Raw genomic sequence first — 22,858 nt, forward strand, 5'->3', positions numbered from 1 at the left:
ACAACAAAATCAAGTGTCTCCTTCAGTTTCGTTTGCGAGACATCATGTTGATATTGACCAACTCCAACAGACTGCGGGTCGACTTTGACAAGTTCAGCGAGTGGATCCTGCAAACGACGCGCAATCGAAATCGCGGATCGTTGTTCGACCTGAAGCTCTGGAAACTCCGTCCGGGCAATCTCTGAAGCGGAATAAATACTCGCCCCTGCCTCGTCGACGATTGTAAAGGCGATATCTGTTTGCCCCTTCATCCAGTCCGCAACAAATGCTTCTGTTTCCCGTGAAGCTGTACCATTGCCGATTGCAATCAACTCGATCCCGTATGTATCAACGAGCTGCGAAAGGGTTTGACGTGCTTCTTTTGCTTTTTGCTCTGACATCGTCACGTAAATGACGCCGACTTCCTTCATTTCACCTGTCGGATCGATGACTGCCCACTTACATCCTGTCCGGTAGGCCGGATCCAGTCCCAACATGACTTTCCCTTTCATCGGTGGTTGCATGTAGAGTTGACGGAGATTCTTACCAAAGACGTCAATCGCTTGGAACTCTGCCTTTTCCGTCAGTTCATTTCGAATTTCTCGTTCGATGGCAGGAAAGACCGATTTTTTATAGCCCGTCGTGATCGCTGCTTCGACGATATCACGTTTCTTTGGCGCCAGTTGTGCGTAGGAACGAAATAATGTCGGTAAAACCTGTTGTTCCTCTAACACGACTTTCACAGAGACGATTTTCAATGCTTCCGCACGGTTAATCGCAAGAATCCGGTGCGGAACGATCTGTTGGATACGCTCACTGTAGGCATAATACTGTGCAAAGACACCTTTTTCATCGACTGCATCCTTTTTCTGTTTCGTGACGATTTCTGCTGAACGGCGCATTTGCTTACGAATGAACTCACGCACCGTCGCTTGTTCGCCCCACTCCTCGGAAATGATCGATTGTGCCCCAGTAAGCGCTTCTTCCGGATCCAGCCCATTGCTCAAGCGATGGAATGTCGCTTCATCATAAGCAGACTTGTCGCGGAACCAGTCGGCAAGTGGTGCAAGCCCTGCTTCCCGTGCAATTTCCGCCTTTGTCCGACGTTTTGGTCGAAACGGTAAATAGATATCTTCGACTTGTTGTAACGTCGTCGCTTCCTCGAGCGTTCGAAGGAGTTCCGGCGTCAATGCACCTTGCTCCTCGATTTTTTCAAGGACGTCACTCCGTCTACTTTCAAGTTGCGTTAATTGTTTATGTCGATCGAGAATCGCTTTGATCGCGACCTCATCGAGTTCACCTGTCTGTTCTTTCCGGTAGCGGGCGATGAACGGAATCGTACCGCCTTCTTCCGTCAATTGTAAGACTGCCTTCACTTGCGCAGGACGTACATTCAATTCACTTGCGATTCTCTTTTCCATCTGCTTCACCTCTCATTCATTATACCGAAGAACGCATGGAAAAGAAAAAAGACTGACACGAGGTCAGTCTTTTGAGAATACTTCATTTGGTTCGACTTTGATCGCTTCACGTAACTTCTGTAAAGCGCGTCGTTGGAGACGGGAAACGTGCATTTGCGAAATGCCGAGTAGTTCGCCCGTTTCTTTTTGACTCATATTACGGTAGTAGGCACATTCGAGAATCGAACGTTCGCGGTCCGTTAAGACAGCAAATGCCTTTTCAAGAATCAGACGCTGATCGACGGAGTCATAGCCGTTTTCTTGATTCCCGACGAGGTCGAGTAACGTAACAGTACTACCTTCCTGATCTGCCTCAATCGAACTATCAACGGATAACGCTTGATAGCTTTTACCCATCTCAAGTGTTTCGAGGACCTCCTCTTCCGATACTTCAAGACGCGCAGCAATCTCATCGATGCGCGGAGAGCGTTGCAACTCCGTCGTCAACTCCTCGACTGCCTTCTTGATTTTCGGTCCGAGTTCCTTGATGCGACGTGGAACGTGAACGCTCCATGTCTTATCGCGGATGAAACGTTTGATTTCACCGATGATCGTCGGAACAGCAAACGACTCAAAACTGCGACCGAATTCCTTATCGAAGCGACGAAGCGCTGCAAGCAACCCAATCATGCCGACCTGAACAAGATCGTCATGAATCGGTCGACCACGCGAGAACTTTCGGGCCAAAGCTTCTACCAAGTCTGAATAACGCTCGAGTAATGCCGCATGCACTTCCTCATCTTGGTCGTCCTGCTGATACAAATCAATCAGTCGAAGTACTTCATCATCACTGTGATGGCGTTGTTGAGACTTTGCTGGCACTTTGACCCACCTCATCTCTATTCATATATTTTGTCATATGGACAGTGACGCCGTTCGCTTTCTCGATCGTTACTTGATCCATCAATGCTTCGATCATCAAGATACCGAGTCCTCCTTCATGCAAGGAATCGAGATCGTGTGCATCCGTAATCGGTTCACTTTGGCGTTTGACCTCATCTTTATCGAACGTAATGCCGTTATCCTTGACGACAATCTCGAGACGATCATCCGGATAGACGTTACATGTCAAGGCGATGCTACCATCTTCTTTTCCTTCGTACGCATGTTGAACAGCGTTCGCACATGCTTCTGAGACAGCGATCTTGATATCTTCGATGTCATCATACGTGTATCCCATCCGGTTCGCGACACCTGAAACCGTCAGACGGGCAATGGCTACATATTCCGGTTTTGCCGGTAATGTCATGTTTAGTTGTTCGTTCTTCATTGCGTTCCACCTCTTACACCACTATCGATTGTAATGATGCTTGAAAGACCTGTAATTTCGAATAGACGACGGATGCGTTCAGAAACGCCGACGAGCGTGAACGATGTACCGTTCTTTTTCGCTGCTTTGAGTGCTCCGACGAACACGCCGAGACCTGTCGAATCCATGTAGTGTACTTCATCCAAATGGACGACGACATCGTTTGTTTCAACTGCCGGGACTAGTTCTTGGCGAAGCTTTGGTGCTGTATACGTATCAATCTCACCTGCGATATAAAGATGCGTCTGACCGTCAAGCTGCTCTGTTTTAATTGTTAAATCCATCTTCAAGTTCCTCCTCAAGGAAAATCTGTCTATGTGGTTTTGCTATTCATCCTACCTCATCCCTTTATAAAAAGGTCACTTGGGTATGTTTCCCCGTAAAGAAAACTTTAAAACCCATTTCATAAAAAAAGAGGTCAAAAAAAGTCGCATACGCTAGTATCGACTCTTCTTGTGTTGCGCTTCTATGTAAGTGCCTAAAAATCAACCAAGCCTAAGCTGATTGCGACGGCACTATTTACTTTCATCATCGTGTCTGGATCTAGATGTGTGACTTTATCCGTTAGACGGCGTTTATCAATTGTACGGATTTGCTCAAGTAAGATGACCGAATCACGTTCTAATCCGTGTCGCTCTCGATATACTTCCACATGGGTCGGTAGTTTGGCTTTGTCGATCTGTGCCGTGATCGCAGCCACGATGACTGTCGGGCTGAATCGGTTACCAATATCATTTTGTAGAACAAGCACGGGACGAACTCCCCCTTGTTCCGATCCGACCACAGGTGACAAATTTGCATAAAACACGTCGCCACGTTTGACTATCAAAGCTTACACCCCGCTTACTTGACGTAGGAGTGAGAACTCCGCCTCCGTTTCAATCTGGAACATTTCGCCAACGATCGATAAATTGATTGCTGCCATTTCTTCGTAACCACGTTTCAATTCCTCACGTAGCTGACGCTTGCGTTCTTCGGTCGTATGGTTCGACTTCATCCCAATCGTCTCCTTCGCTACATTTCGCTCAACAAACTGCATTTCCCGTTGTTGGACCAAGATAATGGCACCTCCAGATTCACTGAAACCTTAACGAACGACTCACTTTCTACTTCAATATATCAGTCGAATTCAGAAAATACAATCAAAATTCAAACAAATAACATATTTTTGCCATCTTATTGATGTCTTGTACGAATCATTGACGCGGCACGCGCTTCGAGAATTGACAGAGAACTTCATAGTTGATTGTCCCAAGCCAATGGGCTGCTTCCTCGATCGGTGCCCCTTCTCCAATCAGAATGACTTCCGTTCCGATTGGATATTCCCTTGGTAATCGAATCATGAGCCGGTCCATGCAGACTCGACCAACGATTTCACACGGTAGACCGTCCACAATCAATGAGTAGCCTTGGAACTTGCGTGACCAGCCATCCGCGTAACCGATCGGAACAGTACCGATCCATTCATCCGTCGGTGCCGTATAGGTCGCCCCGTAACTGATCGTTTGACCGGGCTCGACTTGTTTGACCTGCATCAGACGACTTTTCAGTGAAAACGCCGGTTTTAAGAACTCGTAATGTCCTGCCATCTCATCCGACGGCATCGCCCCATATAAAGCGATACCGACTCGAACGACGTTAAACGGCGCTTGACCTGCTAGACGAATCGCTGCCGCCGAATTGGCACAGTGGATGTAACGGATATCCGGTACTAGTGCGACATACGATAAAAACGTTTCAAGTTGGCGTTCGAACAATCGGCTGTTCAACTCGTCAGCAGTCGCGAAATGCGTATAGATGCCTTCGAGTTCGACGAGATCATCATCACATTCAGCAAGAATTCGCTTCAACTCATCGACATGTTGCAGTCCGAGTCGTCCCATTCCGGTATCGACCTTGATATGCAGACGAAGATGATCGATTTCTGTCAAATGACGTTTCGCTTCCTGAAGCCAATCGGCTGAAAAGACAGGAACGGCGACATCATAATTCGAAGCGACCGTCGCATGTTCCGGTAGTAAAGCCTCAAGCATCAAGATCGGTGCTTGGATACCCGCTTCTCGCAACTCGATCGCTTCTTCGAGGAGCGCGACAGCGAGTAAGTCGGCTCCGTTCTCAAGAGCGATCTCAGCGACCGTCACTGCCCCATGACCATAGCCGTCCGCCTTGACGACCGCCATCACCTGTTGTTCGCCCATCCGTGTTTTGATTTCGCGTATATTATGTGCGATCGCTTCCCGATCGATTTCAATCCAAGTTGGTCGGTACATCCCATTCCCTCTTCTCTAATAAGACTTGCGCAGATGCATAATGCTCTGAATGTGTGATCGAGACGTGGATGACGCCATCGAATGGTCCACTCATGATCGGTCGCCCTGTCTCATCGTTTAAAATTTCAACGTCTTGCCAGGAAACTTCTTTTCCGACGCCGGTTCCGAATGCTTTGACGAACGCTTCCTTTGCAGCGAAACGTCCAGCGAGGTACTCGATGCGACGGTGTCCTGAGAGCGATTGATAGCGTTCCTGCTCTATCTGCGTTAAGATTCTTCCGGCAAAACGTGGCTGCCGCTCAAGCGTTTGCTCGATTCGATCCAGTTCCACCAAATCGATGCCAATTCCATAAATCATCCGAGACGCCTCCACAGTTCTATTCTTCGCCATCTTCATATAGAATGAAGATGAAGCGAGGTGTTGTCATGTTTAGTCGAACGGAAAACCTACAAACGTTCACACGTTCTTATCCGGTCGTTTCGTTGTTCATTTTAATCCAAGTCGCCCTGTTTGTCATCGAACAGTTAGGTGCACTCCTTAATCTGACGTTCTCTCCTTTAAGTGCAGGCGCAGCAATCAATCTCTTAATTGGACAAGGTGAATGGTGGCGTGTCGTCACGGCCACGTTCTTGCATTATGATTTTTGGCACATTGCGTTCAACACGTTTGCTCTCGTCATCTTCGCTCCACCGCTTGAGCGGATGATCGGACATGCTCGATTTGCCGCTTTTTACTTGCTCGTCGGTACGCTCGCGAACATCTTGACGTACTTCACGAAAATCAATGAACCGTTTTACGGTCAAGCTGGAGCATCGGGTGCCATTCTTGGTTTGCTTGGGTTTTATGTCTACTTGAGCCGATTCAAGCGGACAGTCATCCTAGCAGACGATACACGTCTTGTGTATATCTTTACTGCGGTCACGGCAGTCTTTACGTTACTTGGCTCAAATGTCGCTGTATTCGGTCACTTGTACGGTTTCGTCCTCGGATTCCTCTTCGGATTCGTCTTTGGTAATCGTGCCGTTCCATTCACACGTCCTTTCCAAACCGGTCGTCGATCGAGCGGTGGACCTGTCTTCGTAAGCGGTTCTGGTCAACTCGGTCGGATCTTCTTCTATATCATCATCGCGTTTGCCGTACTCGGATTATTCTTCCGCTACTTGTAAAATGGCATAAAAAAAGGACTCCGCTACACGCGCGAGTCCTTTTTTTGCTTATTTGCGAAGTACTTCTGCTAAGTCCTTCACGTCGTCAATCAGATTATGGATCGTCTCCTGATTGTCCGTATAGAGTGCTTTTAGTTCTTCAAAGCGCCCTTTTGGATCTTGTTTGACAGCAGACAATTGTGTTCCTGCGCCGCTGAATGTCCGTTTCACTGCTGCAAACTGCGCTTGGCGCGTATCTTTATGCAGTAGTGATAAAGTAGCGCCGACGAGTGCGCCACCGAGTGTTGCTACGACAAAATAGTTCTTTTTCATCTGTTAGTCCCCCTGCATCTCACTCATTTGTTGGTGGTACGATTTGATACCGTTTCATGACGGGAGAAGGCGCGAACGACTTCCCTGCCTCTTCAGCATACTGGTCTACCGTAAGACGTTCAACTGATTTTGCATAACGAGCTCCGTCCCCTGTCTCTTGGAACTGAATCAATAAGGCAAGATCCGTCCCCTTCTCGACACGTCCAATCCGAAATGCCTGGAAGCCACCATATTCTGCTCCGATGACTTTCGGATTCGACATCACTTGATGTACGAATAGATCTCCGCTATTTTGATCTGCCGGAATCGACCAGTAGAAGAGACTGCCTTCGTCCGAAAAATTGCCACGTGATTCGAGCAACGTATAGGTATTGCCACTTTGAAAAGGTGATTTCGAGTCCGTCTCCATCCAGAGGATGGCATCGCCGCTTCCGCTAGCGACACGAATATGAGCATCACGGGAACGAATTTGTTCAACGAACGAACCGCTACCGAATGTAATCGAAAGTTTAGATGGCATCACAGGCCTCCGCAAGTTGAAAGTCTTTTTCCGTCAATCCGTTTTCATCATGAGTCGTCGCTGCAAGTGTGACGTTTTTATAGTCGATCACGATTCGTGGATGATGATTCAAGTTTTCAGCGATACTTCCGACTTCCTGTACGAAATCCAGTGCCTCAGGAAACGATGCAAGTGTATAGGTCCGGACGATTTCATCATCCACGACACTCCAATCTTGCAACCGCTCAAGACGCTCTTCCACTTCATACTCATTCAACCTAGCCATCCCTTTCTCCTCCTCTACTATCATTTTCGTCCTATACCTTATACCCCATTCTTTTACTTCTCTATACCTGTTTGTATCCGATTTCTTCCTTTTGCCTTCTGTGTGAGATAGAGTACAATGTGAAAGAGAACACTAATTCAAAATCGGAAAGGGGCTTACGCATATGCGCGCTCTGATTGTCATTGATTACACGATCGATTTCGTTGCTGACGAAGGAAAGCTGACTTGTGGAAAACCAGGACAAGCGATTGAAGATCGAATTGCTACGTTGATGGAGGAGTTTTCAACGGAAGACTACGTCGTCATCGCTAACGATATTCACGAAGAAGGCGATACATTCCACCCGGAAACCGTCCTCTTCCCGCCACATAATATCCGCGGAACACATGGACGTGATCTGTTCGGGAAAGTCGCAGCCATGGCACGGGTCGCTGATCACGTCATCGACAAGACGCGTTATAGTGCGTTCGCCGGGACGGACCTCGATTTACGCTTGCGTGAACGCGGTATCCACGAAGTCCACCTCGTCGGTGTCTGTACGGACATTTGTGTCCTTCATACAGCTGTCGATGCCTACAATCTCGGATATCGTATCGTCGTTCATGCCGATGCGGTCGCAAGCTTTAACGCGACTGGTCACGAGTGGGCGCTTACACACTTTAAACAATCGATCGGCGCAGAAGTCGTCGGCGAATAAGAAGGGATCTGTCCGTCATGTTACAACGTAATCTTGCACTCCATACCGATCTGTACTTACCACGGTGGATGTATATCTATTGGAAAGAAGGACGTCATAATGAACGTGCCGTCTTTGATGTTTACTACCGTTCGAATCCGTTCGCAGGAGGCTATGTCGTCTTTGCGGGTCTCGAAAATATCATCGAGTATATTCAAACACTCCGTTTCACGGAAGAAGATATCACGTACTTGCAAGAGATGATTGGCTTCCCGGATGAGTTCAAGGATGAACTGCGTCAGTTCAAGTTCAATGGCTCGATTTCAAGTGTCAAAGAAGGCGAGATCGTCTTCCCGAACGAACCACTGATTCGGATCGAGGCACGCATCTTTGAAGCAAAACTCTTACAGACCGCGATTCTGAACATCGCGAACCACGAATCGCTCATCGCGACGAAATACGCACGTATTCGTCAATCGGCTCCCCGTGCGAAGTTCCTCGAAGCTGGTGCCCGTCGCGCGCAAGGCATCGATGCCGCTTACTTCGGTACGCGTGCTTCATACCTGGCTGGTTTTGACGTCACAAGTCTTGCTTCAGCAGGACGCGACTTCGGCATTCCGTGTGGTGGAACGATGGAACATGCCGACATTCAATTCCACGATGACGAATTGACGGCATTCCGGACATTCGCTTCTCATTATCCGGATCAGGCGACATTACTCGTCGATACGTACGATACGCTCAAGAGTGGTCTTCCGAATGCGATCACGGTTGCGAAGGAACTCCAAGCCAAAGGGCATAAACTGCGCGGCATCCGGATCGATTCTGGCGACTTATCCTACCTGTCAAAACGTGCCCGTAACATGCTTGACGAAGCTGGCTTCCCGGAAGTCGACATCGTCTTATCAGGGGACCTCGACGAATACGTCATCCAGGACTTGCGCATCCAAGGTGCCCAAGCCAATACGTTCCTCGTCGGAACACGCGGCATCACGGCTTACGAGCAACCGGCTCTTGGGATGGTCTACAAATTGGTCGCACGTGAAGTAGATGGCGAGCTCGTACCCGTCATTAAAGTATCCTCGTCAAAAGCCAAGACGACGACGCCCCATATCAAGGAAGTCTATCGCATCATCGATCCGGTGACGGATAAGTTCAAAGGCGATTACGTGACGTTGATGGACGAAGATCCGTCAACACTTGAAGCTGTCGATCTCATCGACGTCCGGGACCCATCGTTCCGGAACCGCATCGAACAGTTCAAGGTCGAGCGCTTACTTGAACCGATCTTCAAGGATGGAGAGTTGATCTATACAGTGCCGACGATCGAAGAGAGTCGCCACTTCCACGAAACACAGATTGGTCGTCTGTGGGAAGAGTACAAACGACTGCGCTTGCCAGAGATCTATGCTGTCACATTCAGCGATCGTCTCTGGAAGCTCAAACTCGACATGATTCGGGATACCCGACTGGCAAGTGGGTTAAAATAAGACGCCAAAAAGCGCCGTTCTTCCTCCCTCAGGATGAACGGCGCTTTTTCTCATGTTAATCCTGCTTCGTTTCCGACAGGTGTCATTTCTGTTGGCGCTTGTTCCATCTTCTTACGAAAGTACCATGCGAAGCCAAGTGCACCTCCGATGAAGACGATATACGTGATGCGTTGACCGAATTCAGCTAAGGAATCCGCGTAGAAAATACTGATTAAATGATCACTTCCACTAATGAGTAGCAAACAGGCAATCAGGAGCGCAATGCGATATGCAAGCGTCGGGCGGTCTGTCGGTTCAGCATGCCAATACATGATGATATGGTGGGCAAGTAGAATGATACCCAGGATTCCTAATATTCCAATGAGTACTTGCGGCATAATGAACGATCCTCCTGTTTAGTAGTATCTAGTCTTATTTAAACATAGTTCATACGAATTTCGTCAGGAAAAGTTTCCCGTCTTACATTCCTCACGGTATACTGTAGGAAAATCGTAAGCGATCAAGGGAGGGCATTTTTTTCATGAAAACCTTTAAGTTATGCACTTTACGCATTTTAATGGACGAGTCAGGACGTGATACGACGATTCCCGTCGCCATTCAGGACGGATTGACGGTCAGTACCGAACAGACGGCACAGTGGGTTGCAGAAATCGTCGTTCCTCCAACGGATCAGCCGATCGTCGATGAATTGTTCACAAAACATTTACGTGCTTTGATTGAAATCACGATCTCACGACCTGATAATGACCCTGCCGCGATGATCGTCACGCCCCTTGAACGGACTGTCTTAAGCGAAAACGTCTCGTATGTCTTCACGGGTAAGATGGTCATGATGAAGAATGATTTATCTGAATCGATCTTACGCGAAGTCGTCGAAGATGGATTCGCTGGCGAAGAACTCGTTCAAGAATATAAGGATCGTCGTTCGAAACGTGGCGCCCATATCACAAGCATCGCTAAAGAAACATTCAAGCAATATTTGACAGAGCATCCGAACGCACCCGTTTCTTAAGGTTTTTCGACCTCATCCGTGATGTGGTCCGCTACGTTGATTCGGTCAATCGTATAGTGATCTGTATGATGGATATAATTCGCACACGCGTTTTTCAAAGGTGTCCGGTAACTGAACGTCGCATCAATCGATGATAAGGCTGCCTTGATCGTATGCGAGTGACAGACGATTAGAATTCGTTTCCCTTCATACATGCGTGTCGCTTCCTGTAACGCATCGAACACGCGATCCTGGATGGCTTGTTCCGTTTCAAGACCCGGCACAAGTGTCGTATCGTTCGCTTGAACAGCCTCGTAAATCGCTGCGACTGGTTCACCGGAAGCGGCTCCGAATTCGCGTTCGACAAGTCGCTCGTCTGTCGCTGTAATCGTTAAGCCAACAGCACGACCGATGATTTCCGCCGTCTCAACGGCACGCGACAAGGGACTTGCTAACAGGACATCCCACTTTTCATTCGATAGATAAGCGGCGCTGAGTTCCGCTTGTCTTCTTCCTGTTGCATTCAACGGGATATCTTCTCTTCCTTGAATCCGTTCGTTTAAGTTCCAATCCGTCTGACCATGCCGCACTAAACAAATTTCAGTCATGTCTCTGTCTCCCTCATTTAAGAAATATGACTGATTGTATCATGTTTTCCATTCGGAAGTTGTCGAGGTGGCAACAGTAGTACCTGACAGGTGAAATGTTCAATTCGTTCAAGCAATCGTTCGATCTTTAACGGATTTTCCGTCTGAGCGAAACTAGCAAGTGAGTGCGTACCATTCGGAAAGGAAAACAAACGAACATCGGCTCCGACATCCGCTCCCTTCTCAACGAAATGCAAGGCTTGAGAAAACGGAACAATCGGATCTTTTTTACCGTGCAAGAGCATGATTGGCGGAGCATCCGACGATAAATGTGTGACGGGTGAGACGTGCGTCATCAGCTTGCGCCATTCTTCTCGTCCCCCCTTGTAGAACTTAATATGGGCAATCCAAGTCTGAATGAAATTAAACAGCAAAAAGTTCGTCGGTGGATATAAAGCGATCACACCACTGATCAATGGCATGTGCCGCTCATCGCGCTCACCAACGAAAGCAGATGGGGCAAGTGCCGTCGTCAGCATGAGTGCGGCTCCGGCTGAATCTCCCCATACCATCATCCGTCCTCTTAGAATTCGAAGACCCTCTGCTTCCTTATTCAAAAAACATAACGCATCCCGTACATCTTCGAGGTTATCCGGAAAATAACTGCCCTCTTCGAACAAACGATACTCAATACTACAGACGGCAACTCCGAGTTCAAGTAGTCGATCAACGATTGGACTAAAGCAGAACATGTCATCGCGCTCTCCACGAACGAATGCACCACCGTGTGCATAGATGGCAACTGGAAACGGTCCTTCTCCTGGTGGATAATAGAGATCGAGTTGTAAGATGCGGTCTCCCACCTGTTTGTAGGTGAGCGTCCGCGGTGCAAGTTGTTTTTCTGTGAGTGGCAAGGCGGGTTCGGTCCATCGAAGTAGTGCACCATAATTGTTCCAGATACTCGCTCCCGCTGCTGCCGTCGTCAATAATGCAGCTCCCCCCATTAGCCATGCAGTTTCACGTTTCACTTGATCACCTCCAAAAAGACGTGCCAGTTTCTTCACTTTATTATCCTTTTACCCCGTTTTAAAAGATGTCGAACGTCTCGGTATTCCTACTTGACGCTTCACCAGCGTTCCGCTATAGTGAGAAAGTCCAAATCGGAATTGTTACGTTTTAATAATGGAGGTATCATATAATGAAAAAAATTATTCCTGCTTTAACAATCGCCTTCGCGAGTGCAAGTGTCCTCGCCGCTTGCGGTTCGAATACCGATTCATCGACTTCAGATAAAACCCAGACAGAAGTCTATGCATCGACGTTCGCAACAGCTGCTATTGCCCGCGAAATCGGTGGTGATCAAGTCGACGTCAAGATGATCGTCCCACCTGGAGCAGATCCTCACTCTTACGAGCCGACGTCAAAACAACTCACTGAAATTGCTAAGGGTGACTTGTTCCTCTTAACGGGCACGACGCTCGAGCCGTATTCGAAAAAAATCCAAGAGAGCTTAAAAGGCACGGACGTCCGCTTCATTGAGACGAGTAAAGACGTCAACTTGCTAGAATCGGATGCTACGCTTCATGCACATGAAGAAGAGGGGCATACAGAAGACGAACATGCTCACGAAGAAGAAGGGCACGATGATCACGCAACGGACGAACATGCGCATGAAGAAGAGGGTCATGACCACGGAAAATACGATCCACACGTCTGGCTCGACCCTGTCAACGCAAAAGCAATGGCACACTCGATTACAACTGCTTTATCAAAAGAAGTACCAAAAGACAAAGCAACATTCGAGAAAAACTTAAAAGCGTTCGATCAGCAAGCTGATGAATTGGACGAACAATTTAAACAAGCCGTCGCTGATGGATCAAAAAAAGAACTTCTCGTTACGCATGCCGCTTATGGTTACCTCGCAGAACGATATGGTTTCACACAACTGCCGATCGCGGGAATTTCTCCTTCCGATGAACCGTCACAAAAGCAACTGGCCACTTTAGTGAAAGAAGCACGGATGCATGATTTGAAATACGTCGCGTTCGAAGAGACGGTCTCACCGAAGGTCGCACGTGTCATCCAAAAAGAAATCGGAGCTGAATCCGTGACGATTCATAATCTAGAGTCGGTCACGAAAGCGCAACAAAACAGCTCGTACTTCAAGTTGATGGAAGAAAACGTCCAAACATTAAAACAAGCACTTCAGTAAAGTACAGTTGACACGCGTTACTCAATGCGGTACGGTAAGAAACGTGTTTTACAACAATTGAATGACTTCTTTTTATCGCGAGAAACGGAGGGACTGGCCCAATGATGTTTCGGCAGCGGACGATTTGATTCGTACTGTGCCAAATCCAGCAAGCGAAAGCTTGAGAGATAAGAAGAGCGTCTTTTTTCATAAAGACCTCCTTCTTTCTTGCGAAGGGGTCTTTTTTTGTACCTTTGAGAAACGAGGTGTCAACAATGAATGAAACGATCACGCCTAACAAATGGGCACTGCTTCCCCTCGTCGTATTCCTGGTCCTCTTCATCGGAGCCGGGATCTTCTATGACGACTTTTACAAATTTCCGATCCTTATCGCCGCATTGATTGCTTTAATCTTTGCTGCAATCACAACGAAAGGATCCATCAATCAAACGGTCGAACGAATCGCAACCGGTGCCGGAAATCCCGATATCATGATCATGGTCTTCATCTTCTTATTAGCCGGTACGTTTTCTGGAACGGCAGAAGCAATCGGTGCCATCGATGCGACCGTCAATGCTGCTTTGACGTTCCTACCTCCGTCACTCCTGATGAGCGGTCTGTTCGTCATCGCTGCCTTCATCTCGATGGCGATGGGGACATCTACCGGAACGATTGCCGCGCTCGCGCCGATCGCTTTCGGTATTCATGAAGCAACAGGCATCAACGTCGCGATCGCAGCAGCATCAGTCGTTGGGGGTTCGATGTTCGGCGATAACTTGTCGTTCATCTCAGATACGACGATCGCTGCCGTTCGAACGCAAAAAACGAACATGCGTGATAAGTTCCGAACGAACTTCATGATCGTTCTCCCGGCTGCCATCTTGACGGTCATCTTACTCGCATTCGTTTCTGGTTCTGGCGATGCGGTAACGGCTAAAGCATTCGAGTTCTACAAATTGATTCCATATCTCGCCGTCATCGTCCTTGCACTATTTGGTGTTAATGTCATCCTCGTTCTCGTCGGTGGTACATTGCTCACTGGCATCATCGGTATGATTGACAATAGCTTCGGTTTAAGTGGGTTCGTCCTTTCGATGTCAAAAGGAATGATGGGCATGGCAGAGATTTCAATCTTGACGCTCCTCATGGGTGGTCTCGTCAGTTTGATTACGTTCAACGGTGGAATTGCTTACTTGAAAGAGACGCTGACGCGCAAGATTTCACAGCGTCGCGGTGCCGAATTCAGTATGGCGGCACTCGTTAGTGCGACGAACCTCGCAACGGCGAACAATACGATCTCGATTCTTGTCGCTGGACCACTGGCAGCTGAAATCGCCGATACGTATGAAATCGATCGCAAGAAATCAGCGAGTATCCTTGATATCTTCTCTTGTGGTATTCAAGGCATCATTCCGTATGGGGCACAACTATTGATTGCAGCAGAATTGACGAAGACGGCTTCTCCTGAACTGATTCCGTATCTGTTCTATCCGTTCCTCCTCTTCGTTTGTGGATCAATCGCCATCTTCTTCGGATTGCCACGCATGAAGAAGACAGCTGCGAAGCAAGAAAAAATTTCTTCCTAATCATAAAAACAGGTCCGATCGCTATGATCAGACCTGTTTTGTTATTTTTTCTGCTTTGCTTGTCTTTCTAAGATCAAATAGGCGATTGCCGGAAGTGGAAACTGAAGGAGTCCAGCACCTCCCCACACCCATGGATTACGTCCTGACTTTCGTGCACTGAAAAACAGACTCACTGCTTGTGTGACCAGCAAGGCACCAATACTAAGCCAAGCTCCCTTTGATAGCTTTTTATTCTTTTGAGCCATCTGTTATCCTCCTTTTTCGGACAGGCATTCAGATTTTATTACGCTTCTATTTTATATCATATCCTATTTCTCCATGAGCATAGAAACGGACGTCTTCGTTCGTTCATGCTAAACTAAACGAGCAAATCTAAACTACGTTTTATGAGGAGGAGTAACACATGCAATACGCAAAACTTTCAAACGGTATTACGATTCCCCAAATCGGATTCGGTGTCTGGCAAGTAGATGAAGAGACAGAAGCACCTGCTGCTGTCGCTGAAGCACTACGTGTCGGCTATCGTCACATCGATACAGCTGCTGTCTACAAAAACGAGCGCGGTGTCGCAAAAGGAATCAAGGAAAGCGGCGTGAAACGTGAGGATCTCTTCTTAACGTCAAAAGTCTGGAACGATGATATTCGTGCCGGTCGGACGAAGGAAGCATTCGCAGAATCGCTCGAACGTCTCGAAACAGATTATCTTGACCTCTATCTCATCCACTGGCCGGTCGAAGGCTATATCGAAGCGTGGAAAGCAATGGTTGAATTGTACGAAGAAGGCAAGATCAAAGCGATCGGTGTCTCGAACTTCAAGGAACATCACCTCGATACATTGGCAGAAGAGGGATTGATGGCTCCAATGATCAACCAAGTCGAATTGCATCCACAATTGCCGCAACACGAACTACACGAATACTTGCAAGATCACAATATCCAAGTCGAAGCATGGAGCCCACTCATGCAAGGGAAATTCCTCGAAATCAATGATTTCAAGGAAATCGCAGAGAAGCACGGCAAGACACCTTCACAAGTCGTCTTACGTTGGCACCTCGACAACGGCATCGTCGCTCTTCCGAAATCCGTCACTCCAGCACGCATTGCGGAAAACTTCGACGTCTTTGATTTCCAACTCGATGCTGATGATCTTGAGAAAATTGATCGTATCGCAACGGATGTCCGCCTCGGACCAGATCCGGACGAAATCGATTTTTAATCTAAAGGTTATCGTAAAAAAAGAACGGCTTCCATGTGAAGACGTCTTGCTTCATCTGAACGACGAGAGACCCGTTTCCAGTCTACGACTTGGAAGCGAGTCTCTTTTTTATGCTTGAAGCTGTTCAGACATAATAAATTAAAATCGTATCTTCCGCTTCTTCTGCTTTTTGAAAATAGGCACGTAAATCAGCAAACTGTTCCCAGATATCCTCGAATTCGCCCGGTGTTCCAGCTTCATCATGAATCGAAGCGAGTGCCCGTTGATCGAAATTCCGCATCACCTCAGCCGATATGATGAGGAGTGGCAAGGGAAGAATACCGACAATCGCCGCTTTTTCTTCGTTGACGATCAACTCTTCGCCAACGATCGCTCGTCCCAGGTTGTAATGTGTGTCTTGATCAATGTAGATATCGATTTGATTCATCAAATGATAGATGGCGTTCGTCTGTTCGAGAGCGAATAATTGTTCATGATCGGGTTGTGTCTCATGAATGAATAAAATCCAGTCCATGATGATGTGGGGATCGTTTCCGAACGACTCCCAGACCGCATCCGTGACGCGGACGAAATGTACGTTTTCCATTCTCCCCCTCCCTTCTGTACTCTGTATTCCCTTTTTAAATTCGTTCTATACAAAAAAAGAGCCAGATTTCTCTGACTCCCTTTCCTTAGATCGCTTTTTCATCTTCTTTTGATTCCTGCCATGCTTCAAGCGTATCTTTCCCCGGCAAGTTCGGAATCGAGTCCGCATAGAATCGCGGCTCTTTCCCTGCTTTTCGTTGTGTCATGTAATCATCTAGGGCAAGCTTCGCTATCTTTGCAAGACGGAAAATCGCATACAGATTGACGATCGCCATGAGTCCCATGAAGATGTCCGCTAACGCCCACACGAGACTAGCCGACTCGACAAGTGAACCGAAGACGATCATGACGAGGACGAGTACGCGGTATGCCATCATGACTTGTTTATTTTCACGGATGAAGTTGATGTTCGATTCACCGTAGTAGTAGTTTCCGACGACGGAACTAAACGCAAATAGGAAGATGGCGAGTGCCATGAATCCTGTCGCAAATGATCCAACTTGTGATGCAAGTGCGCCCTGTGCTAAATCAATACCAGCTAAGGCATCTCCATTCGCATCTTTTGTCGGAACTCCACTGACGAGAACGATCATCGCTGTCGCCGAGCAGACCATCAATGTATCGACGAAGACCGCGAATGATTGAATCAAGCCTTGTTTGACCGGGTGAGAGACTTCCGCTGTTGCCGCTGCGTTAGGTGCTGAACCCATACCGGCTTCGTTCGAGAACAAACCGCGACGAATACCATTCAGAACGGCCGCCCCGATTGCTCCCCCTGCTAATGTCTTAAACTCGAATAATCCTTCTTGGAAAATCAATTTAAAGACACTTGGTAATACTTCAAGATTCGTCACCATGATATAGAGGGCGATTAAGATATAACCACCTGCCATGATCGGAACCATGAATGAAGCGACTGTCGCAATACTGCGGACACCACCAAAAATGATCAGTGCCGTCAAGACGACCAATCCGACCGTAATCCATATCTTATCCACGCCATATTGACTTTGTAGAGAAAGCGAGATCGTATTCGATTGGACAGAGTTGAAGACAAAGCCAAATGAGATCGTGATCAGAACACTAAAGACGATTCCTAACCACCGTTGTCCAAGTGCTTTTTCCATGTAATAGGCTGGACCACCACGCCATTCTTTTCCGTCACGTACCTTGTAAATCTGAGCAAGCGTACTTTCGACGAATGCTGACGCCGATCCAATCAAGGCAATTAACCACATCCAAAAGACTGCTCCCGGACCGCCGAGTGCGATTGCAGCCGCTACACCCGCGATGTTTCCGGTACCGACACGTGCTGCCGTACTGATCGCGAATGCTTGAAACGGGGAGACACCGTCTTTTCCATCATCTGTCCCTTGGAACAATAAGCGAATCATCTCCGGAATCATCCGGAATTGAACGAATCGCATCCGAAATGTAAAATAAATGCCTAACACGACGAGTAACGTGATCAATACATTTGTCCATAACAAATCACTGACTCTATTCACTAACGTCATTAATTCCTTTTCCATCAAATCTCCTCACTTCCATCCATCTTTTCTCTCTATTTGTATGTAAGTTTTTTTCACATGTGATTTATCATACGCAATTTTTTTTGAAAAATCAAACTCATCTATACCTTAGGACGCAAAAAAAGTGTCAAACCTCACATCAGATGTCAGGTTTGACACTTTCACATAAACAGTTTTTAGATTAGATGAACAGATTCAGATTGGCACCGTCCGTTGCACCAAGGTAACTCGCGACGCCACCATAATCGATATCATCCAGTAATTCCTCTTTCTTAATGCCCATGATATCCATCGACATTGTGCAGGCGATCATTCGGACACCAGCAGCTTGTGCTTTTGCCATCATCGTCTCGAGTGCATCGACTTGTTTATCCTTCATGACTTTTTTCATCATTTTTTGACCGGCGCCTGCCATGTTCATGTTTGAGAGCGGTAACTCCCCGGCATGCTTCGGCATCATCATGCCCATCATCCGTTCAATGCCGGCTTTCTCGACTGCCGGTGCGTCTGGTTTTCGAATGATGTTCAAGCCCCAGAACGTAAAGAACATCGTCACTTGTTTCCCCATTGCCTGTGCACCTTGCGCAATGACGAAGGACGCAAGTGCTTTATCGAGGTCACCACTGAAGACGACCATCGTCGCATCATCTGCCGGATTGACTTGAACCGGTGCTGGAACTGTTGTCTCTCCTTGCCCTTTTTCAAGCATGACCTCGACGACACCTTGATTCATCTCCGCTGAATGGACTGTGTGACCTAGTTTTTTCGCCCATGCTTGAACGTCTGGCAAGAATCCTGGGTCTGACGCCTTGACGAAAATTTGCTCGCCGTCCGTCATCTGATCGATTTTTGTTTTCAGCTCTAAGATTGGACCTGGGCACTGTAAGCCGCACGTATCGAGCAGCGCCACTTGTTCTGGTGCAGTCTTCGTTGTTGGCTCACGTTTCGTTACCGTCACAGCTGTCTCCTCCTTCGCTTGGCTTCGTGCTTCTTGATCACGATGCACGACCGACCATGTTTTGTAGCCGCCGCTTAAGTTTTTCACATCATAACCGTATTGTTGCAACAGTTGACTCGCAACATATCCACGTAATCCGACTTGGCATGTCACATAGATCGTTTGATCCTTCGGCAGATCAGTCAACTTCTCACGTAACGTCGGTAACGAGATATTGACCGATCCCGGAATCGCGCCTAACTCGTTTTCCGATGGTTCACGGACATCGAGTAATAAGCCGCCATTGGCGACGATCGCGTCAATTTCGTGCCAATGAACGTTCGCACTGTCACCAAGCACGATGTTCGACGCGATATACCCTGCCATGTTGACCGGATCTTTCGCTGAACTATACGGCGGTGCATATGATAGTTCAAGATCTGGTAGATCAAGCACTGTCAATCCACCTTTGATCGCTGTCGCGAGAACATCGATCCGTTTCTCGACACCTGTCATGCCGATTGCCTGCGCTCCGTAGATCGTTCCTTCGATTGGATCAAATAGTAACTTCATCGAAATCGGACTCGCCCCTGGGTAGTATCCCGCATGCGATCCCGGGTGGAGATGCACGGCTTCATAACGAAGACCAAGTTGACGCAACCGTTTTTCATTGTTACCGGTCGAAGCGACCGTCAAATCAAAGACTTTTGCTACCGCTGTTCCGAGTGTGCCGCTATACCGGACGTCGCGTCCGGCGATGATGTCAGCAACGAGGCGTCCTTGACGGTTTGCCGGCCACGCGAGTGGAACATGTGTCGCTTCCTTCGTGATATAGTCTTTGACTTCAATCGCGTCACCAATCGCAAAGATCGATGGATCAGATGTCCGCAGTTGATCGTCGACTTGAATCGTCTGTTTGATGCCAAGTGTTAAACCAGCATCTGCTGCGAGCGTGCTCTCCGGTGCGACACCAATTGATAAGATATTCATCTCTGTTTCGATCACGCGTCCGCTTGTCAGGACGACGCGGCGACCTGCCTCTTCAAAACGAGCGACGCCATCTTCTAGAATCAACTCGATGCCTTTTGCACGAAGATGTTCATGAACGATGGCTGCCATTTCCGGGTCGACCGGAGCCATGACTTGATCCGCCATCTCAACGAGGGTGACGTGCGCCCCACGTTCTGCGAGATTTTCTGCCATTTCAAGACCGATGAATCCACCGCCGATGACAAGTGCTTTATCAGGACGATTTGTATCAACGTATTCCCGCATCCGGTCCGTATCTGGGATGTTCCGTAACGTAAAGACGTTCGTTGCGTCATCGAGTCCTGGAATGTTCGGACGGATCGGTTTTGCACCTGGAGAAAGAATCAGATGATCGTACGATTCATCGTATTCTTCACCCGTTTCGACGTTGCGGATCGTGACCGTCTTCGCTTCACGGTTGATCCGAATCGCTTCCGACAAATTGCGGACATCTAAATTAAACCGTGCATGCATGCCTTCTGGCGTTTGGACGAGTAATTTATTGCGATCTTTGATGACATCTCCGATATAGTAAGGCAGTCCACAGTTCGCGAACGAAATCTCTTTTCCTCGTTCAAGCAAAATGATTTCTGCCGTTTCGTCAATCCGGCGCAGTCGCGCTGCAGCCGTAGCGCCACCAGCGACGCCGCCTACGATGATCGTTTTCATCTGATGATTCCTCCTTGATTTTCTATCTGCCACTTAATATACCCTGTCAGGTATGTATTTTCAAGTCAGTTGCTCTCAGATTCACAAACATGACATATCTCTACTCTTTTGTATTTTCTTCCTATCTTAACGGACATTAGTTGCAATTCCTTCTGAAATGCTTGAAACTGAATTTATAGTATATAAAGGGGGATTTTGAAATGGACCAGGAACGTAACTCGAACGAATCAAACGAGAACAATAAAGTGACACCGATTCACCAAGATCGTCAACCCGAAACAAACGAACAAGGAATCGCGCCACAACAGCAACAACACTTGGAAGCATTCCAAGCTTTCCTCGTTGAAAAAGGCATTCCAATGGAAGCACGTGAGAATGAGACACACGTCTTCTTCATGACACAAGAAAAAACACCTGCAGGAGCAGAACCGATGATGATGATCGTCTTCAGTAAGACGACGACAGATGTCGAATTATTCGCTCGTACGGTGACACACGTACCAGACGGTGTCGAGGATCTCCCGATTCTGAACGCCATCAATGACTTCAACCAAGAGTTCAAATACTTCCGCGTCGTTCTCGACAGCGACCGTGATGTCACGATCGCATCAACGATCGATCTTGATCATGGCTTCAACCCAGCTGCGATCTTCGGACATTCTGTCATGATGTTCCAAGCATCAGACGAAGTCTACACGTATTTGACAAAACTGTACGAACAGTTCTAATTTCTCATTTTAAAACGGCTTTGGAGCCCTGCTCCGAAGCCGTTTTTTTCTTTAAAGTTCAATTGACAATGAGAATTATTCTCGCTATAGTTAGATTTGTGAAAACGACTACATGACGGAAAACGTCTTATTAATTCTTCTGGGGGAATCACGATTATGAAAAAACGTTTAAAAGTAGCTTCAATCTTCATGGTAGCCGGTATCTTAGCTGCCTGCGGTTCGAATGAAACGGATACGACTGCACCGAAAAAAGAGAAAACGGAACAGTCGACCGAAACTAAATCAGCAGATGCGGGGATCGCTGCAACGACACTGACAGATGAATTGACGATCTTCAGCTCAATCAAAACAGAACTCGACAAAGCAAAAGAAGGACAAGCGATCGATTGGAAGATGGTCACGACAAGTTATGAATCGAAACTAAAAGGTGGTGTCGAGACGACAGCACCAGAAATCGAACAAGTCATCCAGTCTGCTTTAGCAGGTGTGGAAGCGAAGGATCTCGATGAGAACATCGCGCGTCAACTCGTGGATAAAGGTCTACAATCGTATTTCTATAAATTACAAAAAGCAACACAAGCAAAAGCTGAAGAAGCACTCGTAGCTGGTAAACCGGAAGCTGCAACGGAAGCACTCAAGGACGTGGAAGCGATGGCGAAGACCGTCTTCATTCCGACAGCTGAAAAACGGGACGCGAGCTACGGCTTCAAAAACGAAGACGCCATCGCTCAAGCGATCACATCAGGTCTTGCAGCTCAGCAAGAAGCCATCGACGCGAAAGAAATCGGTGACTTCAATGTTGCGAAACAAGTGACGGATAAATCGATTTATCGTTCCTTCTATTTAGCTGCACTCGGTTATGCACAAAAAATCGAGGATGGCGTCAAAGCCGGTACGGACGAAAAAGAATTACAAATGGAACAAGCAGAAGGATATGGCTTCCTCCTCGCGATCGAAGAATCATTAGCGGGCGGAGACGAAGAGGCTGTCAAAACACTGAAAGAGCGCTATGATTTCTCAAAAACAAAGCCAGCTGACGTTTCTTACAAAGAAATCGAAGGATTGTTCGCAAAAGCGTTGACTGAAAAAGTCGACGGGTATCATGAAGAGGCACAAGAAGCGATCGAGAAGAAAGACGTCGATACAGCACGTGCAGAAGCAATGGAAGCGAACATGTTCGTCGTTGCGATGAAACCGACGCTTGAGAATCGTCTCGGCAAGGACAAAGCAGCGCAAGTCGCAAAAGATGCAAACGAATGGTTCGCACTCGTCGAAAAAGGCGACGTCAAGGCTGAAACGACAGGTGAACGAATCACAGACGCACTCGAACCACTTAACTAAGAAGGAAATGGAAACGGA

27 protein-coding genes and 1 riboswitch (1 of these 28 cut by a window edge) are annotated in these 22,858 nt (G+C 47.6%); of the genes, 9 read left to right on the forward strand and 18 right to left on the reverse strand.

Annotated elements, in window-relative coordinates:
* The 8 genes from EXW93_RS14920 to acpS all read right to left on the reverse strand — a co-directional run.
* A protein-coding gene (locus tag EXW93_RS14920) for a Tex family protein (protein WP_174316700.1) crosses the window boundary here: on the reverse strand, window positions 1-1,400 show its 5' portion. The gene continues 721 nt to the left of window position 1, outside the view; the window shows 1,400 of its 2,121 coding nt (coding positions 1-1,400); the start codon lies at window positions 1,398-1,400; its stop codon lies beyond the left edge, outside the window.
* A gap of 63 nt (window positions 1,401-1,463) precedes the next feature.
* On the reverse strand, window positions 1,464-2,261 hold the full coding sequence (gene sigB / locus EXW93_RS14925; RefSeq protein WP_023469620.1) for an RNA polymerase sigma factor SigB: 798 nt from the start codon (window positions 2,259-2,261) through the stop codon (window positions 1,464-1,466).
* Window positions 2,227-2,709 carry an anti-sigma B factor RsbW gene (gene rsbW, locus EXW93_RS14930; protein ID WP_023469621.1) on the reverse strand — a complete coding sequence of 161 codons (483 nt, stop codon included), beginning with the start codon at window positions 2,707-2,709 and terminating at the stop codon, window positions 2,227-2,229. The genes sigB and rsbW overlap by 35 nt, the downstream gene beginning before the upstream one ends.
* A complete protein-coding gene (locus EXW93_RS14935) occupies window positions 2,706-3,032 on the reverse strand; it encodes an STAS domain-containing protein (RefSeq protein ID WP_023469622.1) in 327 nt (108 codons plus the stop codon). Before EXW93_RS14935 ends, rsbW begins: the two co-directional genes overlap by 4 nt.
* A 194-nt stretch (window positions 3,033-3,226) precedes the next feature.
* Complete coding sequence (locus EXW93_RS14940) at window positions 3,227-3,577, reverse strand: type II toxin-antitoxin system PemK/MazF family toxin (RefSeq protein ID WP_023469623.1); 351 nt, start codon at window positions 3,575-3,577, stop codon at window positions 3,227-3,229.
* Window positions 3,578-3,580: 3 nt separating this feature from the next.
* The gene (locus tag EXW93_RS14945) at window positions 3,581-3,805 is read right to left on the reverse strand and encodes a hypothetical protein (protein WP_023469624.1); all 225 of its coding nucleotides are present in this window, start codon (window positions 3,803-3,805) and stop codon (window positions 3,581-3,583) included.
* Window positions 3,806-3,944: 139 nt separating this feature from the next.
* A complete protein-coding gene (gene alr, locus EXW93_RS14950) occupies window positions 3,945-5,018 on the reverse strand; it encodes an alanine racemase (RefSeq protein WP_023469625.1) in 1,074 nt (357 codons plus the stop codon).
* Window positions 4,996-5,376 (reverse strand): holo-ACP synthase, encoded by a 381-nt coding sequence (gene acpS / locus EXW93_RS14955; protein ID WP_055969547.1) that lies wholly within the window; start codon window positions 5,374-5,376, stop codon window positions 4,996-4,998. Before acpS ends, alr begins: the two co-directional genes overlap by 23 nt.
* 68 nt (window positions 5,377-5,444) lie before the next feature.
* Here acpS and EXW93_RS14960 point away from each other — a divergent pair, with 68 nt between their 5' ends.
* Window positions 5,445-6,185 (forward strand): rhomboid family intramembrane serine protease, encoded by a 741-nt coding sequence (locus EXW93_RS14960; RefSeq protein ID WP_023469627.1) that lies wholly within the window; start codon window positions 5,445-5,447, stop codon window positions 6,183-6,185.
* Window positions 6,186-6,233: 48 nt separating this feature from the next.
* Here the strand turns inward: EXW93_RS14960 and EXW93_RS14965 are convergent, their stop codons facing one another.
* Genes EXW93_RS14965 through EXW93_RS14975 form a run of 3 tightly spaced genes read right to left on the reverse strand, consistent with a single transcriptional unit; the run spans window position 6,234 to window position 7,282 of the window.
* Window positions 6,234-6,497, reverse strand: a complete 264-nt coding sequence (locus EXW93_RS14965; protein WP_023469628.1) for a hypothetical protein — start codon at window positions 6,495-6,497, stop codon at window positions 6,234-6,236.
* Window positions 6,498-6,516: 19 nt separating this feature from the next.
* Window positions 6,517-7,017: a hypothetical protein gene (locus tag EXW93_RS14970; RefSeq protein WP_023469629.1), complete on the reverse strand. Its 501-nt coding sequence runs from the start codon at window positions 7,015-7,017 to the stop codon at window positions 6,517-6,519.
* A complete protein-coding gene (locus EXW93_RS14975; RefSeq protein ID WP_174316701.1) occupies window positions 7,007-7,282 on the reverse strand; it encodes a 4a-hydroxytetrahydrobiopterin dehydratase in 276 nt (91 codons plus the stop codon). The genes EXW93_RS14970 and EXW93_RS14975 overlap by 11 nt, the downstream gene beginning before the upstream one ends.
* A gap of 163 nt (window positions 7,283-7,445) precedes the next feature.
* Between EXW93_RS14975 and EXW93_RS14980 the strand changes: the two genes are divergently transcribed.
* Window positions 7,446-7,979 carry a cysteine hydrolase family protein gene (locus tag EXW93_RS14980; RefSeq protein ID WP_023469631.1) on the forward strand — a complete coding sequence of 178 codons (534 nt, stop codon included), beginning with the start codon at window positions 7,446-7,448 and terminating at the stop codon, window positions 7,977-7,979.
* Between the two features lie 17 nt (window positions 7,980-7,996).
* A complete protein-coding gene (locus EXW93_RS14985; protein ID WP_023469632.1) occupies window positions 7,997-9,448 on the forward strand; it encodes a nicotinate phosphoribosyltransferase in 1,452 nt (483 codons plus the stop codon).
* 50 nt (window positions 9,449-9,498) lie between these two features.
* On the opposite strand, the gene EXW93_RS14990 is transcribed toward EXW93_RS14985, so the two are convergent.
* Complete coding sequence (locus EXW93_RS14990; protein ID WP_023469633.1) at window positions 9,499-9,825, reverse strand: hypothetical protein; 327 nt, start codon at window positions 9,823-9,825, stop codon at window positions 9,499-9,501.
* Between the two features lie 143 nt (window positions 9,826-9,968).
* Here EXW93_RS14990 and EXW93_RS14995 point away from each other — a divergent pair, with 143 nt between their 5' ends.
* The gene (locus tag EXW93_RS14995) at window positions 9,969-10,460 is read left to right on the forward strand and encodes a YwpF family protein (protein WP_050678476.1); all 492 of its coding nucleotides are present in this window, start codon (window positions 9,969-9,971) and stop codon (window positions 10,458-10,460) included.
* Here EXW93_RS14995 and EXW93_RS15000 read toward each other — a convergent pair.
* A complete protein-coding gene (locus EXW93_RS15000) occupies window positions 10,457-11,047 on the reverse strand; it encodes a histidine phosphatase family protein (RefSeq protein WP_133208387.1) in 591 nt (196 codons plus the stop codon). The two genes, EXW93_RS14995 and EXW93_RS15000, sit on opposite strands and share 4 nt — an antisense overlap.
* A gap of 17 nt (window positions 11,048-11,064) precedes the next feature.
* A complete protein-coding gene (locus EXW93_RS15005; protein ID WP_055969800.1) occupies window positions 11,065-12,054 on the reverse strand; it encodes an alpha/beta hydrolase in 990 nt (329 codons plus the stop codon).
* 170 nt (window positions 12,055-12,224) lie between these two features.
* Between EXW93_RS15005 and EXW93_RS15010 the strand changes: the two genes are divergently transcribed.
* Together EXW93_RS15010 and EXW93_RS15015 are read left to right on the forward strand one after the other, a co-directional pair.
* Complete coding sequence (locus EXW93_RS15010; RefSeq protein ID WP_055969556.1) at window positions 12,225-13,238, forward strand: metal ABC transporter solute-binding protein, Zn/Mn family; 1,014 nt, start codon at window positions 12,225-12,227, stop codon at window positions 13,236-13,238.
* Between the two features lie 69 nt (window positions 13,239-13,307).
* A riboswitch (SAM riboswitch) is annotated at window positions 13,308-13,412 on the forward strand.
* 80 nt (window positions 13,413-13,492) lie between these two features.
* The gene (locus EXW93_RS15015) at window positions 13,493-14,803 is read left to right on the forward strand and encodes a Na+/H+ antiporter NhaC family protein (protein ID WP_055969558.1); all 1,311 of its coding nucleotides are present in this window, start codon (window positions 13,493-13,495) and stop codon (window positions 14,801-14,803) included.
* Between the two features lie 41 nt (window positions 14,804-14,844).
* On the opposite strand, the gene EXW93_RS15020 is transcribed toward EXW93_RS15015, so the two are convergent.
* Window positions 14,845-15,048 carry a hypothetical protein gene (locus EXW93_RS15020; protein WP_035395656.1) on the reverse strand — a complete coding sequence of 68 codons (204 nt, stop codon included), beginning with the start codon at window positions 15,046-15,048 and terminating at the stop codon, window positions 14,845-14,847.
* Between the two features lie 158 nt (window positions 15,049-15,206).
* Between EXW93_RS15020 and EXW93_RS15025 the strand changes: the two genes are divergently transcribed.
* Entirely contained in the window at window positions 15,207-16,019 is an 813-nt protein-coding gene (locus tag EXW93_RS15025; RefSeq protein WP_023469640.1) for an aldo/keto reductase, read from the forward strand.
* A 124-nt stretch (window positions 16,020-16,143) separates the two neighbouring features.
* Here the strand turns inward: EXW93_RS15025 and EXW93_RS15030 are convergent, their stop codons facing one another.
* The 3 genes from EXW93_RS15030 to EXW93_RS15040 form a co-directional block, all read right to left on the reverse strand.
* On the reverse strand, window positions 16,144-16,605 hold the full coding sequence (locus EXW93_RS15030; protein ID WP_029342856.1) for a hypothetical protein: 462 nt from the start codon (window positions 16,603-16,605) through the stop codon (window positions 16,144-16,146).
* Between the two features lie 85 nt (window positions 16,606-16,690).
* Window positions 16,691-18,136 carry an alanine/glycine:cation symporter family protein gene (locus EXW93_RS15035; RefSeq protein WP_055969563.1) on the reverse strand — a complete coding sequence of 482 codons (1,446 nt, stop codon included), beginning with the start codon at window positions 18,134-18,136 and terminating at the stop codon, window positions 16,691-16,693.
* 181 nt (window positions 18,137-18,317) lie between these two features.
* A complete protein-coding gene (locus EXW93_RS15040) occupies window positions 18,318-20,771 on the reverse strand; it encodes a CoA-disulfide reductase (protein ID WP_035395651.1) in 2,454 nt (817 codons plus the stop codon).
* Between the two features lie 200 nt (window positions 20,772-20,971).
* Between EXW93_RS15040 and EXW93_RS15045 the strand changes: the two genes are divergently transcribed.
* Together EXW93_RS15045 and EXW93_RS15050 are read left to right on the forward strand one after the other, a co-directional pair.
* Entirely contained in the window at window positions 20,972-21,499 is a 528-nt protein-coding gene (locus EXW93_RS15045; RefSeq protein ID WP_023469644.1) for a type III secretion system chaperone family protein, read from the forward strand.
* 156 nt (window positions 21,500-21,655) lie between these two features.
* Window positions 21,656-22,840 (forward strand): hypothetical protein, encoded by a 1,185-nt coding sequence (locus EXW93_RS15050; protein WP_035395649.1) that lies wholly within the window; start codon window positions 21,656-21,658, stop codon window positions 22,838-22,840.
* Window positions 22,841-22,858 lie beyond the last annotated feature (18 nt).

The sequence above is a fragment of the Exiguobacterium sp. JMULE1 genome (genome assembly GCF_013337175.1).
In the GTDB taxonomy this organism is placed as follows: domain Bacteria; phylum Bacillota; class Bacilli; order Exiguobacteriales; family Exiguobacteriaceae; genus Exiguobacterium_A; species Exiguobacterium_A indicum.